This is a genomic window from Sphingomonas sp. RS6 (assembly GCF_054489705.1).
The window spans coordinates 615,722-629,306 of record NZ_JBTMWM010000001.1; the positions used below are offsets into that span (position 1 = coordinate 615,722).

A 13,585-nucleotide genomic window follows, 5' to 3' on the forward strand; every position below is an offset into this window, starting at 1 on the left:
GCATTATGGATGGGGTTCCCAGCATGACGGCCTTGGTCTAGGCGGCAGCGATGCCGTCCACCATCAGCTGCGACGTCGCCATTGTCGGTGGCGGCCTCGCAGGCGGGCTTATTGCGCTCGCCCTCAGGAAAAAACTGCCCGATTGCGACATTCGCCTGATCGAAGGATCGGGCCGGATCGGTGGCAATCATCTCTGGTCGTTCTTCGCCGACGATGTCGCGCCCGAGCATCGCTGGCTTGCGGCGCCGCTGATCAGTCATGGCTGGTCGGGCTATGATGTCGCGTTTCCCGACCATGCCCGCACCCTGGCCGGCCGCTATTATTCGGTCGAATCGGATCATTTCGATCACGTGCTGCGGCGCACGCTGGCGCGCCGCCAGTTGATGCTCGGCCGCGTAGTCGCCGACGTCACCCCCACCGCGGTGGCGCTGGCCGATGGCGACCTGGTCGAGGCCGAAGGCGTGATCGACTGCCGCGGCCTGGGCGATACCAGCGCATTGCAGCTCGGCTGGCAGAAGTTTCACGGCGCCGAACTGGCGCTGGACGGGCTACACCAGCTTCGCCGGCCGGTGATCATGGACGCCACCGTCGCTCAGCATGACGGCTATCGCTTCGTTTACTGCCTGCCGTTCACGCCCACGCGCATGTTCGTCGAGGATACCTATTACAGCGACACCCCCGAGATCGATCTGGACCTGACCGGCGCGCGCATCGAAGCCTATGCCGCGGCGCAACGCTGGCAGGTCGATCGGGTGCTGCGCGAGGAAACCGGCAGCCTGCCCGTGGCGATCGACGGCGATTTCGCCGCCTATTGGGCGGCCGGCGGCCGCGGCGTCGCCAAGGCGGGGATGAAGGGCGGGCTGTTCCACCCGATGACCGGCTATTCCTTCCCCGACGCCGTCCGAACCGCAGCACTGGTCGCGGGCGCCACCGACTTTTCGGGGCCGGCGCTGCACCAAATGCTGTATGGCCATGCGCGGACGCTCTGGCGCAAGCGAGGCTTCTATCGCATGCTCGCCGCAATGCTGTTCAAAGCGGCCGAACCCGAGGAGCGCTATCGCGTGCTGCAACGATTTTACAGGCTGGACGCCGGACTGATCCAGCGCTTCTACGCAGGCCAGACGACATGGGCGGATCGGTTGCGCGTGCTGACGGGCAAGCCGCCGGTGCCGATCGGCCGCGCCATCGCCGCGATCAGGCACCGCTGATGGCGCGCGCGGCAGTCATCGGCGCCGGCTTTGGCGGCCTCGCACTGGCGATCCGCCTTCAGTCGGCGGGGATCGATACGACCCTGATCGAGGGGCGCGACAAGCCGGGCGGTCGCGCCTATTTCTGGGAACGCGACGGGTTTACCTTTGACGGCGGGCCGACCGTCATCACCGATCCGGGCGCGCTTGAGGAACTGTGGCGGCTGTCCGGCCACGACATCGCCGAAGACGTCACGCTGAAGCCGGTTCTGCCCTTTTACCGCCTGTCCTGGCCGGACGGCACGACCTTTGACTACACCAACGATGATGCCGTGCTCGCGAACGAGATCGCGAAGCTCGATCCCGACGACATCGCCGGCTATCGCCGCTTCCTCACCTATTCGGAATCGGTCTATCAGGAAGGCTATGTGAAGCTGGGAACCAAGGCGTTCCTGGATTTCAAGTCGATGCTGAAAGCGGCACCGGCGCTGATGCAGCATCAGGCCTGGCGTTCGGTCTATTCGATGGTGTCCAGCTTCGTGAAGAACGAGAAGCTGCGCGAGGCCCTGTCGTTCCACACGCTGCTCGTCGGCGGCAACCCGATGGCGACAAGCAGCATCTATGCGCTGATCCACAAGCTCGAGCGCGATGGCGGCGTCTGGTGGGCCGAAGGCGGCACCAATCGCCTGATCGCCGGCATGGTCCGCCATTTCGAGCGGCTCGGCGGCGTGGTGCGCCTGGGCGATCCGGTGGAGGAGATTCAGACGCTGGGCGATCGCGTCACCGGCGTCAGGACCAAAAGCGGCTTCGAGGTCGAAGTCGACGCCGTGGCCAGCAACGCCGATATCGTGCACAGCTATCGCGATCTGCTGCGCGGCTCGCGCAGCGCGCAGCGGACTTCGAACCGGCTGGTCGGCAAACGCTTTTCGCCATCGCTGTTCGTCGTCCATCTGGGCCTGCGCGGCACCTTCCCGGATATCCCGCACCACATGATCCTGTTCGGGCCGCGCTACAAAGGGCTGCTCGACGATATCTATTCGCACGGCGTGCTCAGCGAGGATTTCTCGCTTTACCTGCACCATCCCAGCGCGTCCGATCCCGGCATGGCGCCCGAGGGGCATTCGACCTTCTATCTGCTCGCGCCGGTTCCGCATCTCGGCAAGTTTCCGACCGACTGGAAGGATGTCGGCCCGATCCTTGAGCAACGCATCCTGGCGGAGGTGCAGCGCCGGCTGATCCCCGATCTGGCCGATCGCATCGTCACCAAGTTCCACTATGCGCCCACCGATTTCCGCGACGATCTCAATGCGCATCTCGGCTCCGGCTTCAGCCTGGAACCGATCCTGACACAGAGCGCGTGGTTCCGCGTCCACAACCGCGACGATGCGATCGCCAACCTCTATTTCGTCGGCGCCGGCACCCATCCGGGCGCGGGCATTCCGGGTGTGGTCGGCAGCGCCAAGGCCACCGCAACACTGATGCTGGACGATCTGCGGTAACATCCTCCGCGACGATTCTGACCTGACTTTCGCCCGAACGGGGCTAGAGGGGCAACGATCGGACACCCTGCGGCCGCCGGCGTCGCAGCCTGGAGCATGAAATGAAGCGTATCGCCGTCTATTGCGGATCGGCCACCCCGGCCGATCCGGTCTATATCGAAAGCGCCCGCGCACTGGGCCGCACGCTGGCCGAACGCGGCATCGGCCTGGTCTATGGCGGCGGCCGCCTGGGGCTGATGGGTGCCGTTGCCGATGCGGCGCTGGACGCCGGTGGCGAGGTGATCGGCGTGATCCCGACGCTGCTCGTCAATGCCGAAGTCGCGCATCGCGGCCTGACGCAGCTCGAAGTCGTCGAGACGATGCACGAGCGCAAGGCACGCTTCACCGAACTGGCCGACGGCTTCGTCAATCTGCCCGGGGGCACCGGCACGATGGACGAATTGTGGGAGGCGATGAGCTGGGCACAGCTGGGCTATCACCGCGATCCGATCGGCCTGCTCAACATCGCCGGCTATTATGACAAGCTCGTCGCGTTCTGGCATCATATGGGCGAAACCGGGTTCGTGCGTCCGCAGCACCGCGACCTGCTGATCGTCGACGCCACGATCGACGGTCTGCTGGCCAAAATGGCCGCGGCGCAGCCGACGGTGCCGATCGCCCAGATGCAGCGCGACGACCTGTAATGCGGTTCCCCGGGCGCGATGCGATCGTCGCGACGGCGGCGGAATCGATCGCTCGCGGCTCGCGCAGCTTTTCTGCGGCGAGCAAGCTGTTCGATCGGCCAACCCGCGAACGTGCCTGGCTGCTCTATGCCTGGTGCCGGCGCTGCGACGATCTGGCCGACGGGCAGGATCATGGCCACGACATGCGTGTCGTCGAGAACCCGCAGGCACGGCTGGTCGAGATTCGCACCAAGACCGATGCCGCGCTGGCGGGGCAATGGGTGGGCGATGCCGCGTTCGATGCGCTGCGCATCTTCGCGCAGGAAACGACGATGCCGCACCGGTTTGCCCATGATCTGATCGAAGGTTTCGCGCTCGACGCGGCCGGCTGGCGGCCACAGGACGAAGACGATCTGCTGCGCTATTGCTACCATGTCGCCGGCGTCGTCGGCTGCATGATGGCGGTGGCGATGGGGGTGACCCCCGATGACGATGCCGTGCTGGACCGCGCCTGCGATCTGGGGATCGGTTTTCAGCTGGCCAATATCGCCCGCGACCTGCGCGAGGATGCCGCCGCCGGCCGCTGTTATGTTCCGCAAAGCTGGCTCGACGAGATCGGGCTCGATGCAGCCGATCCGTCGCCGTCCGCGGAAATGCTGGCCCTGGTCGCCGCCCGGCTGGTCGATCGGGCCGGCGCCTATGAGGTCAGCGGCCGTGGCGGCGCGGCGGCGCTTCCCTTCCGGTCGGCCTGGGCCGTGCTTGCGGCAGCGGACATCTATGGCGGCATCGCCCGCAAGGTTGCGGCGCGCGGCACACAGGCCTGGGATACGCGCACCCGGACCTCTGGCAGCGAAAAGCTGGCGGCGATCGCCCGCGCCTTCGGTGCCGCATCGCGGCGAAGTCCCGCCCCCCGCCCGGCCGGGCTGTGGTTAAGGCCGGCCTAACCCTGTTCGAAAGCCTTGTCGCAACCGGGCACGGGCAAGTCTTGCGGGATGACGATGCTGTCGCTCAAATTGTCGAAGGCGCTGGCGCAAGGCCGGACGATCGCACCGCCCGCGCAGACGCGAGCAGCGCTGCTCGCGACCCTGCTGCGCAAACGCGCGGCCGCGCACAATGCGGGGTCAGCCGAGCTCGAAATGATGTTGCGCAATCAGATCCGCTGGGCGCTGCCGATCGTGCGGGGCGAGCCCGATTGAATCCTCACGCCGGGGTGTTGAGCGCGTTGATCGCCGCGTGAACCCGCGCCTCGATTTCGCGTCGGGGAAGTCCGGGGGGGATCGGTTCGCCGAAACAGAACACGATCTCGCCCGGGTGCATGATGCCCTTTCGCGGCCAGACATGCCCACTCTTCACGGCCACCGGGACAACCGGCATGTCGAGCAGGCGATACAGCCCGGCAAAGCCGGATCGCAGATCGGGTGCCTCGCCGGGTGTCACGCGCGTCCCTTCGGGAAAGATCAGCACCGATCGGCCGCTCGCCTGTGCGGCGCGTCCGTCGCGCATCATTGATCGCAGCGCACCGGCATTGGCCTTGCGGTCGACGACGATCACGCCATAGCGCCGCGCCGCCCAGCCCCAGAGCGGGATCCGGGTGAGTTCGCGCTTCATCACCGTGGCGGGCGACCCGAGGATGCGGGTGAGTTCCAGTGCCTCGAAATAGCTTTCGTGCTTGGCCGCGAACAGCATCTGCCCTTGCGGCATCGCGCCTTCGATCCGGATGCGGGCGCCCATGATCGTCCTGAGCGACCAGTTCAGCATCCGCGTCCACAGCATCGCATAACGACGCAGGAACGCGCCGCCGAACAGTGCCGCGATCGGCACGCCGAGTACCATGACCAGCGACATGGCGTAGAAGAACAGGCGGAATCCCTGCGTCCGCAGCCAATCCATCAGGTGATCCCCAGCCATAATGCGCCGCGGCGCAGCAGATATTTGTTATATTCGCGCACCAGCATCCGGTAGCCGGGCCGGCTCCGCACCGGATCGCCCAGGATCTCGACCTCCCCGAGCACGTGGCTGAGCTCCAGCCGTGCTCGCGGCATATGCCAGTCGGACGTGACCAGGCGAACGCTGCGATAGCCGTGTTCGCGGACCCAATGGGCGGTTTCATCGGCGTTCGAGCGCGTGTCGACCGCCTCGTGGCCCAGATCGATGCAGCAGCGGAACAGGCGGCGATCGGCGGGGAACTGGGCGGCAAGCTCGCGCGGGCGGACGGCCGGGTTGACGCCGCTCACCAGCATCCGCCGGGTATTGCCCTGTCGCAGCGCGTCGAGCCCGCGCTGGATCCGCCCCGATCCGCCGGTCAGGACGACCACCGCATCGGTCTGGCGCGCGCCCAGCGGCTTGCCGAGCGAGAGCAGGAACAGCCCGAACCCAGCGGCCCAGGCGAGCGCGAGCAGCACGATCAGCACGAACAGCCGCCGGATCACAGCCGCTCTCCCAACGCGCGCAGTACCGCGGTCCGCGCCGCTGCGGTCGACAGCAGCGCAAAGGCCAGCGGCACCGCCAGCAACAGGATCCAGTCGACCGGCGCCAATCGCGTGCCGCCCAGCACTTCCGATCCGAGCGCCGCCGTCTGAGCCTGGAGAAACACGACCAGCAACAGCCCGGCGGCCGCGCCGGGCACGCCCCCCGCCAGCGCGTCGAACGCGATGCGCCGTTGGAACAGGCGCGCCACCTGACGATCGGTCGATCCCAGCATATGCAGCACATCGATGGTGTCGCGATGCGTGTCCAGCCCGGCGCGCGCTGCCAGCACCACCACCGCCGCCGTCGCTGCCGCGATCACCGCCACCAGCCCGATCGCCACCCAGCGCAGCAGGCTGAGCAGCCCGCGCGCCGGCGACAGCCATGCCGCATTGCGGTCCACGCGCGCCGATGGGGCGATCCGCCGCACCGCCGCAGCCACCGCCCCAGCCGCATCGCCCCCGTGCGTATCGACGTCGATGATCGCGGGCATCGGCAGGTCTGCGTCGAGCCCGGCAGCGCCAAGCCACGGTTTGAGCAGCGCCGCCAGCCGCGCGCGATCGGCTTCGCGCACGCTCGTCACCTGCGGCAGTGCTTTCAGCCTCTTCACCACCGCTTTCGCTTCGGCGTCGCGCAGCCGCGCATCGGTCTCGACGATCTGGACCGTAAGCTGCCCGGCCAGCTGTCGATCGAGCTGTGCCAGCGCGTTCGACATGCCGAGCCCGAGCGCACCGGCGAGCACGGTGAGAAACACCATGATCGCCATGATCCAGGCCATCGCCCGCAGCCGGCGCCCGTCGTCGAGCAGCCTCCGCCCCGCCGCGCCGCCGGTCCGTGCGTCGATCATGCGCGCCCCGGCGGATTGCGCAATGCGCCGGTCGGATCGTCGACGCGGCCCTTTTCGACGCGGATCATGTGCGCGTGCGGGAGGCGGCCGATCAGATGGATGTCGTGCGTCGCGACGACGACGGTGGTCCCCAGCCGGTTGAGCGAATCGAACAGATGCAACAGCCTGTCCGCCATGTCGGGATCGACATTGCCGGTTGGTTCGTCGGCGACGAGAATTTCGGGACGGGCGATCACCGCGCGGGCGATCGCGATACGCTGCTGCTCGCCGCCGGAGAGCGTCGGCGGGCGGGCGCCGGCACGGGCGGTCAGCCCCACCCAGGCGAGCATCTCGCGAACCGGCGTCTCGACATCGCTCTCGCGCACCCCCGAGACCCGCAGCGGCAGGGCGACATTGTCGTAGGCGGAAAGATGCGGCAGCAGCCGGAAATCCTGAAAGACGACGCCGATCCTGCGCCGAAAGCCGGGCAGTCGGTGACGCGGCAACGATCCCGCTTCCTCGCCGAACAGCCGGATCGCACCGCGCGTCGGGCGCTGCGCCAGATACAGCAGCTTCAGGAGCGATGTCTTGCCCGCTCCCGAAGGCCCGGTGACGAAATAGAAGGAGCCTGCCGACAACGTGAAGCTCACGTCCGACAGCGTCTCCGGTCCCGTTCCATAGCGCAGGCCGACATTCTCGAATTGGACGATGTTCGCCATGCGCCGTGCTGTGGTCGCTCCCTCAATCCCTCCGGCACCGCGCCATCGCACAAGGATGAATATCGCTCAACCGCAGCGAAGGCCAAGACTCTTGCTGCCCGGAGTCGTTGCGGCTAGAATCCGGTTTTGGCGAATTTGCAAGCCAAACCAATGGGGCGATGGCATGATTTTGGAATGCAGCCAGTGCCACGCGCGCTATCTGGTCCCGGATTCCGCGGTCGGGCCAGACGGCCGAACGGTGCGGTGCGCGAATTGCCGGCACAGCTGGTTCCAGCCAGGGGCGCCCCTGGAAGCGGCAGCCGCGCTCGCGACCGCCGACGCAGCAGCGCTACGCGAAGCGGTTGCCAACGAAGCAGCGCCGCCACCCGCAACCCCAGCGCCCGCCGATCAACCCGACGAAGCGCCGGCCGAACGCGCGCCGCGCATCCGCGAAACCGCGAGCTATCGGTTCGAGGATGAGGCACTTGCCCCGCCGGCCACCGCATTCGAGCCGTTCGATGCAGACCCCGCCCCCGCCCCGCGTCGCAATCCGGCGCGGCGCTGGACGGCGGCGGCGCTCGTCGCCGGCGTGTCGATGCTGCTCGGTGCCGCGGCGATCCTTTATTCGAGCGCGCCCGGCCTTGCCTCGCAGCTCGGCATCCGGCTTCCCGGCGCGAGCGAGACGCCGCTGCTGTTCACCGACAAGTCGGTCGCGCTCAAGACCCGCGCCGACGGCAGCAAGCTGTTCATGGTGTCCGGCAAGGTGCTCAACGCCACCAATCAGCCCCAGCACGTCCCGGACATCCGGGTGGCGCTGACAGATGCGCAGAACAACGTCGTCTATGGCTGGCGGATCACGCCGGCGACGCGCACGCTGGACCCCAAGGCAAGCTTCGATTTCAACGGCGCCAATGTCGACGTGCCGTCACAGGCGAAGATGGTCCATCTCAGCTTTGCGAGCGAAATCGGCGAGTAAGCACGAGCAGACGGCCGCCATTGAGCAGCGCGGCCGCCGCCATGCCGATGCCTGATGCAAGCACCAGGCCCTGCGCGCCCAGCCCCCGGTCGACGAGCAGCACGCCGAGCCCGCCGGTGATTGCGAAAAAGGCGATGCTGCCGTTCACGCCGGCGACGATCTGATCGCCCAGCGAGCGAAGGGCATAGACGAACACCACCTGGACGCCATCGAACAGGATGAACGGCGCCCAGAGCATGAGCATCGCCGCCGCGCCCAGATGCACCGCCGGCGCTGCCGGGAACAGCGCAACCACCTGCGCCGGCGCGAGCAGCAGCCCGAGCGCCAGCAGGCCGGTTGCGGCCGCGGCCAGCGTCGCGGCGATCATCGTCCGGCCGGCCGCCGCCTGGGCCAGCCCCTCGCCCACCGCATTCCCCGCCCGCACCCCGGCCGCCGAGCCGAACCCCAGCGCGACGGCAAAGGTGACATTGTGGATCGAAAACACGATCTGGAACGCATGCGCGGTGCCTTCGCCGAGCCGCGTCGACAGCGCGATCAGGATCGCGAAGCCCACCAGTTCGAGGCCGGACGCGATCGCCGGCACGACGCCGAACCGCGCCAGGCGCCACGTCCCGCGCCAATGATCGTGCCGGCCGAGCGCCGACAGGTCGTGAACGCCGCGCGCGGCGGCGCGTGGCAGCGTCCACGCGGCGACGATCATGCCCGCCGCGCCCAGGGCCGAGGCGATCAGGGTGGCGATCGCCGCGCCGACGGCGCCCAGCGCCGGCGCGCCCAGCGACCCCGTGGCGAGCATCCAGGCGAGCACGGCATTGACCGGCAACGTCGCGAGATTGACGACCGTGACCCGTGCCGGCCGGCTCACGCCTTCGAGGAAGAAGCTGCCGGCGATGGTGATCAGCTGAAAGGGAAAGGCCAGCGCCATCACGCGCACCACGGCTGCACTATCGTCGATCAGCGCCGAATCGACGCCGATCGCCGCCAGCATCGGCACCGCGGCGGCGTGGAGCAGCAGGGCGCTGGCGAACCCGAGCAGCAATGCCAGCAGCATACCCTGGTGCAGCGTCCGCCCGGTGGTGGGCAGATCGCCCGCGCCATCGGCGCGCGAGGTATAGACCAGCACGCCAGTCAGCGCGCCCAGCCCCATCACGATCGCGGGATAGATCAGCGCGCGGCTGGCGCCGAGCGCCGCCACCTGGTGCGTGCCGGCAAGGCCGACAACGATCACATCGGTGATGTGCAGGATCGTCCAGTTCAGACTCGTCAGGATCACCGGCCAGGCCAGAGCGAGGATCCGTCGGGTCTCGGACACGGAATGAGGTCGGCGGATCATGCCGGGCACGCATAGGCGCAACGGCAACGACAAGAAAGCGATGCATCGCCGCTTGCCAGCCGCATTTCGCTTTGCTAGGGGCCGCTGCCTTACCAGCCGCCGGGCGAGACCCCGGCGGAATTCACGTGCGGTCGTGGCGGAACTGGTAGACGCGCAACGTTGAGGTCGTTGTGGCCGAAAGGCCGTGGAAGTTCGAGTCTTCTCGACCGCACCAGTGAATCCGGAGGGGGCCGACGCCCCCTCCTCACATCTATCTCTGAAACATCGGAATCATTGGCACAGTTTTGCGACAACTGGGCTGTACCGGGCTTGCTCCGCGGCGCCGCAGCGGCGCGAGGTTCGGGTTGAGAGGGAGTGTTGCGATGGCGAGTGCGCGTTTGGCGATGATGGGGCTGCTGGCGAGTGCCGCGCCGATCGCGGCGTACGCGCAACAGGCCGACCCAGCGCGCGCGCCGGCCGGGCAATCGGCGGTCGATCCCGAAGATCCGAACGAAATCGTCGTTACCAGTTCGCAGCGCGGCGCCGTCGAAGGCGATATCCCGCCCGAAATCCAGCTGAATCAGGCGGACGTGCGCGCCTATGGCGTCAGCAGCATCGCCGAACTGATCACCGAACTCGCGCCGCAGACGGGCAGCGGCCGTGGCCGCGGCGGCGAAATGCCGGTGATCCTGCTCAACGGCCGCCGCATCTCGAGCTTTTCCGAGATTCGCGACATGCCGACCGAAGCCATCGAGCGGGTCGACATCCTGCCCGAGGAAGTCGCGCTGAAATATGGCTATTCGGCGACGCAGCGCGTGGTGAACATCGTCCTGCGTGAGCGTTTCCGCGCGCTCACCGTCGAACTGGAGGCCGGCGCCCCGACCGAGGGCGGCAACAGCAGCCATGAGGCCCAGGCCGACATTCTGAAGATCAACCGCGATCAGCGGGTCAATCTGGACGTCAAATATGAAGGCAACAGCGCGCTCCTTGAAAGCGAGCGCGACGTGCTGCCCACCAATCGCGGCAGCACATCGGGCGGGATCGATCAGACCCCCTATCGCACGCTGGTTGCGCCAAGCCAGGATCTGACGATCAACGGATCCTATAGCCGCAACCTCTCGCCCAAGGTCGGCGCGACGCTGAATGCGCGGCTCGAGGTCCAGCAAAGCCAGTCGCAACAGGGTCTGCCCGGCATCAACCTGACGGTGCCGGCCGGCAATCCCTTTGCCACCAGCGCGACCGACGCGAGCGTCACCAACTATCCTGCCGGGCAGGGGCCACTGGCCAGCAACAACAGCCAGATCACCGCCCATCTGGGCGCGACATTCAATGGCGACGGCCTGCCATGGAGTAACGATTGGCGCTGGTCGCTCACCGGCAATTATGATCGGGTATCTAGCAAGACGGTCACCGATCGCGGCTTCAACGCCGATCCGCTTCAGGCGCTGCTCGACGCGAACGACCCGGATTTCGATCCCTTCGTCGCGGCGCCGACAGGTCTTCTCGCCACGCTGCCTGCCAACCGGGCGACCTCCACCTCCAACGTCGCCACCATCGACACGCTGATGCGCGGTCCGCTGTTCGCCCTGCCCGCAGGCGATGTTTCGACCAGCATCCGGGTGAGCGGCACGACGAGCGACTTCGACAGCGATTCGTTTCGCAGCGGCGTCGCGAGCAGCACCGAACTGGGTCGCGATCTTGCCAGCGGGCAGATCAACCTCGATGTGCCGATCGCCAGCCGTCGCCGCGCCGTGCTCGACGCGATCGGCGACCTGACGCTCAACGGCAATGTCCAGGTTGAGCAGCTCTCCGATTTCGGCTCGCTCGTCACCACCGGCTATGGCGTCAACTGGTCGCCGTTCAAGCCCGTGCGGCTGATCGCGTCCTGGACGGATGAGGAGAGCGCTCCGACGGTCAGCCAGCTTGGCAATCCGGTGGTCGTCACGCCGAATGTTCGCGTGTTCGATTATCGCACCGGGGAGACAGTGACGATCACGACGATCACCGGCGGCAATCCATCGCTGGTGGCCGACAGCCGGCATGTGATGAAGCTGGGGCTGGAGCTGCGCCCGCTCGACGGGACCGACCTGTCGATGCGGGCCGATTACGTCACCAGTCGTACGCGAAACGACATTTCCAGCTTTCCGGCCGCGACGGCGGCGATCGAAGCGGCGTTCCCCGATCGCTTCGTCCGCGATGCGGAGGGCGACCTGGTCAGCATCGACAACCGCCCAGTCAACTTCGCCGAAAACAACACCGAGCAGCTGCGCTGGGGCTTCAACTTTTCGATGCCGCTCAAATCCTCGCTCGAAAAGCGCATTCAGGCGATGCGGGCGCAGCGCGAGGCGCAGCGGGCCGAGGCGGAGCGAAGCGGTCAGCCGCTTCCGCCCGAGGGCCAGGGACGACCGGGCGCGCCCGGGCAGAATCAACCGCCCCGATCGCTGTTCGGCGGTCCGCCGGGCGGTGGCCCGGGTGGTGGTTTTCGCGGCCGGCCACCCGGCGGCCCAAACGGCGCGTTCGCCGGGCGCGTACAGTTCAGCCTCTATCACACCTGGTACTTCAAGAATCAGGTCAAGGTGCGCGATGGCGTTCCGATCATCGATCTGCTCGACGGCGGCGCCACGGGTAACAATGGCGGCCAGCCGGCGCATCAGATCGATGCCCAGGCCGGGGTGTTCAAGGACGGGCTTGGCGCGCGATTTGGTTTCAAGTGGCAGAGCAGCACACGGGTCTTCACCGGGCTGAACAATACCAATTCGCTGAACTTCGGCGAGCTCGGCACCTTCAACTTGCGGGTGTTCGCGGACCTCGGACGGCAGTTCAATCTGGTGCGCAAGCATCGCTGGCTGCGCGGCACCCGCGTGTCGCTGAACGTCCAGAATATCCTCAACACACGCCAGCGCGTCACCGACGGCAGCGGCGCGGTGCCGGTCAATTATCAGCCCGACCTGCTCGATCCCACCGGGCGATCGCTGACGCTCAGCATCCGCAAGCTGTTCTTCTGATCAGTCGGGCCGGGGCGCCAAGCGGCCGCGCGGTCGCGCCTCCGGCCCCTGGTCCATGATGCGGCGATAAAGCAGCGTGATCGCGACGCGGCGATTGCGGGCGTCTGCCGGGGTGTCGGGGAACAGTGGCTCGCGGTCGGCCACGCCTTCGATCCGCTCGAACCGGGCCTCCGGCACGCCGCCGGCCAGCAGGCGCCGGCGGGTCGCCTCGGCGCGGCCGCTGGAGAGCATCCAGTTGTTCATCGCGCGAGGGTCGCCAAAGGGCAGGCTGTCGGTATGGCCGCGGATCATGATCGGATTTTCGAGACCCGAAATCGATTCGGCGATCGTGCCGATCAGCGCGCTCGCCTCCGGCACCAGCGCCGTCGTGCCGAGATCGAACATCGAATAATTGGCATCGTCGAGCAGGTCGATCCGCATGCCATCGCGGGTCGGCACGAAACGGATATGGTTGGCCAGCTTCGCCAGCGCAGGCGTGGCCCGCATCCGCCGCTGAATCCGCTTGGTCGTCTCGCTGAAGTTCCGCTGGTCCTGCACGGTGAGCGCGCGCTGGTCCTTGAGCGTGCCCTTCTCGCCGGTGCCGACATCCTTGCCGCCGACCCCGCCGACCGGGACAGTCAGCGATTTCGTGCCGGTCTGCGACGCCTTGTTCGGATAATTGTCCTGCGCGTTGATCGCATCGCCGCCCATGATCCCGTTCGATCCGGCGCTGTTCTGCTTGAACTCGACCAGGGTGGGCGCGAAATAATCGGCCAGCGCCTTGCGCTGCTTCTCGTTGGTGGCGCCCAGCAGCCACATCAGCAGGAAGAACGCCATCATCGCCGTCACGAAATCGGCATAGGCAACCTTCCAGGCGCCGCCATGATGGCCGCCATGCCCTTCGGCGAGCACCTTCTTGACGATGATCTTCGGCGGCTGGTTCGATCCGTGCGGCGCGCGGGCGGCCATGTCGTTCGC

At 67.3% G+C, this 13,585-nt stretch carries 13 protein-coding genes and 1 tRNA gene; 8 read left to right on the forward strand and 6 right to left on the reverse strand.

Translation table 11 applies throughout. The annotated features are described in order from the left end of the window. Positions 1-50 precede the first annotated feature (50 nt). The 5 genes from crtY to ACX40Y_RS02890 all read left to right on the forward strand — a co-directional run bounded on the left by crtY (position 51) and on the right by ACX40Y_RS02890 (position 4,544). Positions 51-1,208: a lycopene beta-cyclase CrtY gene (gene crtY, locus ACX40Y_RS02870; protein ID WP_459118021.1), complete on the forward strand. Its 1,158-nt coding sequence runs from the start codon at positions 51-53 to the stop codon at positions 1,206-1,208. Continuing rightward, a complete protein-coding gene (locus ACX40Y_RS02875) occupies positions 1,208-2,686 on the forward strand; it encodes a phytoene desaturase (protein ID WP_459118022.1) in 1,479 nt (492 codons plus the stop codon). Before crtY ends, ACX40Y_RS02875 begins: the two co-directional genes overlap by 1 nt. Positions 2,687-2,787: 101 nt before the next feature. Continuing rightward, positions 2,788-3,369 carry an LOG family protein gene (locus tag ACX40Y_RS02880; protein ID WP_459118023.1) on the forward strand — a complete coding sequence of 194 codons (582 nt, stop codon included), beginning with the start codon at positions 2,788-2,790 and terminating at the stop codon, positions 3,367-3,369. Continuing rightward, complete coding sequence (locus ACX40Y_RS02885; protein ID WP_459118024.1) at positions 3,369-4,292, forward strand: phytoene/squalene synthase family protein; 924 nt, start codon at positions 3,369-3,371, stop codon at positions 4,290-4,292. Before ACX40Y_RS02880 ends, ACX40Y_RS02885 begins: the two co-directional genes overlap by 1 nt. 54 nt (positions 4,293-4,346) lie before the next feature. Beyond that, positions 4,347-4,544: a hypothetical protein gene (locus ACX40Y_RS02890; RefSeq protein WP_459118025.1), complete on the forward strand. Its 198-nt coding sequence runs from the start codon at positions 4,347-4,349 to the stop codon at positions 4,542-4,544. A 4-nt stretch (positions 4,545-4,548) separates the two neighbouring features. Here the strand turns inward: ACX40Y_RS02890 and ACX40Y_RS02895 are convergent, their stop codons facing one another. Genes ACX40Y_RS02895 through ftsE form a run of 4 tightly spaced genes read right to left on the reverse strand, consistent with a single transcriptional unit; the run spans position 4,549 to position 7,359 of the window. Further along, complete coding sequence (locus ACX40Y_RS02895; RefSeq protein ID WP_459118026.1) at positions 4,549-5,238, reverse strand: lysophospholipid acyltransferase family protein; 690 nt, start codon at positions 5,236-5,238, stop codon at positions 4,549-4,551. Continuing rightward, positions 5,238-5,777: a YdcF family protein gene (locus tag ACX40Y_RS02900; RefSeq protein WP_459118027.1), complete on the reverse strand. Its 540-nt coding sequence runs from the start codon at positions 5,775-5,777 to the stop codon at positions 5,238-5,240. Before ACX40Y_RS02900 ends, ACX40Y_RS02895 begins: the two co-directional genes overlap by 1 nt. After that, complete coding sequence (locus tag ACX40Y_RS02905; RefSeq protein ID WP_459118028.1) at positions 5,774-6,661, reverse strand: cell division protein FtsX; 888 nt, start codon at positions 6,659-6,661, stop codon at positions 5,774-5,776. The genes ACX40Y_RS02900 and ACX40Y_RS02905 overlap by 4 nt, the downstream gene beginning before the upstream one ends. Next, positions 6,658-7,359, reverse strand: a complete 702-nt coding sequence (ftsE, locus tag ACX40Y_RS02910; RefSeq protein ID WP_459118029.1) for a cell division ATP-binding protein FtsE — start codon at positions 7,357-7,359, stop codon at positions 6,658-6,660. The genes ACX40Y_RS02905 and ftsE overlap by 4 nt, the downstream gene beginning before the upstream one ends. A 163-nt stretch (positions 7,360-7,522) precedes the next feature. Between ftsE and ACX40Y_RS02915 the strand changes: the two genes are divergently transcribed. Beyond that, positions 7,523-8,314 (forward strand): zinc-ribbon domain-containing protein, encoded by a 792-nt coding sequence (locus ACX40Y_RS02915; protein ID WP_459118030.1) that lies wholly within the window; start codon positions 7,523-7,525, stop codon positions 8,312-8,314. Here the strand turns inward: ACX40Y_RS02915 and ACX40Y_RS02920 are convergent. Further along, positions 8,286-9,623, reverse strand: coding sequence for an MATE family efflux transporter (locus ACX40Y_RS02920; protein WP_459118031.1), 1,338 nt, complete (start codon positions 9,621-9,623; stop codon positions 8,286-8,288). The two genes, ACX40Y_RS02915 and ACX40Y_RS02920, sit on opposite strands and share 29 nt — an antisense overlap. 148 nt (positions 9,624-9,771) lie before the next feature. Here ACX40Y_RS02920 and ACX40Y_RS02925 point away from each other — a divergent pair. Both ACX40Y_RS02925 and ACX40Y_RS02930 read left to right on the forward strand, forming a co-directional pair. Further along, positions 9,772-9,858, forward strand: a tRNA-Leu gene (locus tag ACX40Y_RS02925). Between the two features lie 148 nt (positions 9,859-10,006). Beyond that, positions 10,007-12,628, forward strand: a complete 2,622-nt coding sequence (locus ACX40Y_RS02930) for a TonB-dependent receptor (RefSeq protein WP_459118032.1) — start codon at positions 10,007-10,009, stop codon at positions 12,626-12,628. Here the strand turns inward: ACX40Y_RS02930 and ACX40Y_RS02935 are convergent, their stop codons facing one another. Then, positions 12,629-13,576: a flagellar motor protein MotB gene (locus ACX40Y_RS02935; protein WP_459118033.1), complete on the reverse strand. Its 948-nt coding sequence runs from the start codon at positions 13,574-13,576 to the stop codon at positions 12,629-12,631. Positions 13,577-13,585: the final 9 nt, after the last annotated feature.

Coding starts and splice junctions, on each gene's coding strand:
- ACX40Y_RS02915 (WP_459118030.1), top strand. CDS start 7,523: ATGATTTTGGAATGCAGCCAGTGCCACGCGCGCTATCTGGTCCCGGAT.
- ACX40Y_RS02930 (WP_459118032.1), top strand. CDS start 10,007: ATGGCGAGTGCGCGTTTGGCGATGATGGGGCTGCTGGCGAGTGCCGCG.
- crtY (WP_459118021.1), top strand. CDS start 51: ATGCCGTCCACCATCAGCTGCGACGTCGCCATTGTCGGTGGCGGCCTC.
- ftsE (WP_459118029.1), bottom strand. CDS start 7,359: ATGGCGAACATCGTCCAATTCGAGAATGTCGGCCTGCGCTATGGAACG.
- ACX40Y_RS02895 (WP_459118026.1), bottom strand. CDS start 5,238: ATGGATTGGCTGCGGACGCAGGGATTCCGCCTGTTCTTCTACGCCATG.
- ACX40Y_RS02880 (WP_459118023.1), top strand. CDS start 2,788: ATGAAGCGTATCGCCGTCTATTGCGGATCGGCCACCCCGGCCGATCCG.
- ACX40Y_RS02935 (WP_459118033.1), bottom strand. CDS start 13,576: ATGGCCGCCCGCGCGCCGCACGGATCGAACCAGCCGCCGAAGATCATC.
- ACX40Y_RS02890 (WP_459118025.1), top strand. CDS start 4,347: ATGCTGTCGCTCAAATTGTCGAAGGCGCTGGCGCAAGGCCGGACGATC.
- ACX40Y_RS02875 (WP_459118022.1), top strand. CDS start 1,208: ATGGCGCGCGCGGCAGTCATCGGCGCCGGCTTTGGCGGCCTCGCACTG.
- ACX40Y_RS02885 (WP_459118024.1), top strand. CDS start 3,369: ATGCGGTTCCCCGGGCGCGATGCGATCGTCGCGACGGCGGCGGAATCG.
- ACX40Y_RS02905 (WP_459118028.1), bottom strand. CDS start 6,661: ATGATCGACGCACGGACCGGCGGCGCGGCGGGGCGGAGGCTGCTCGAC.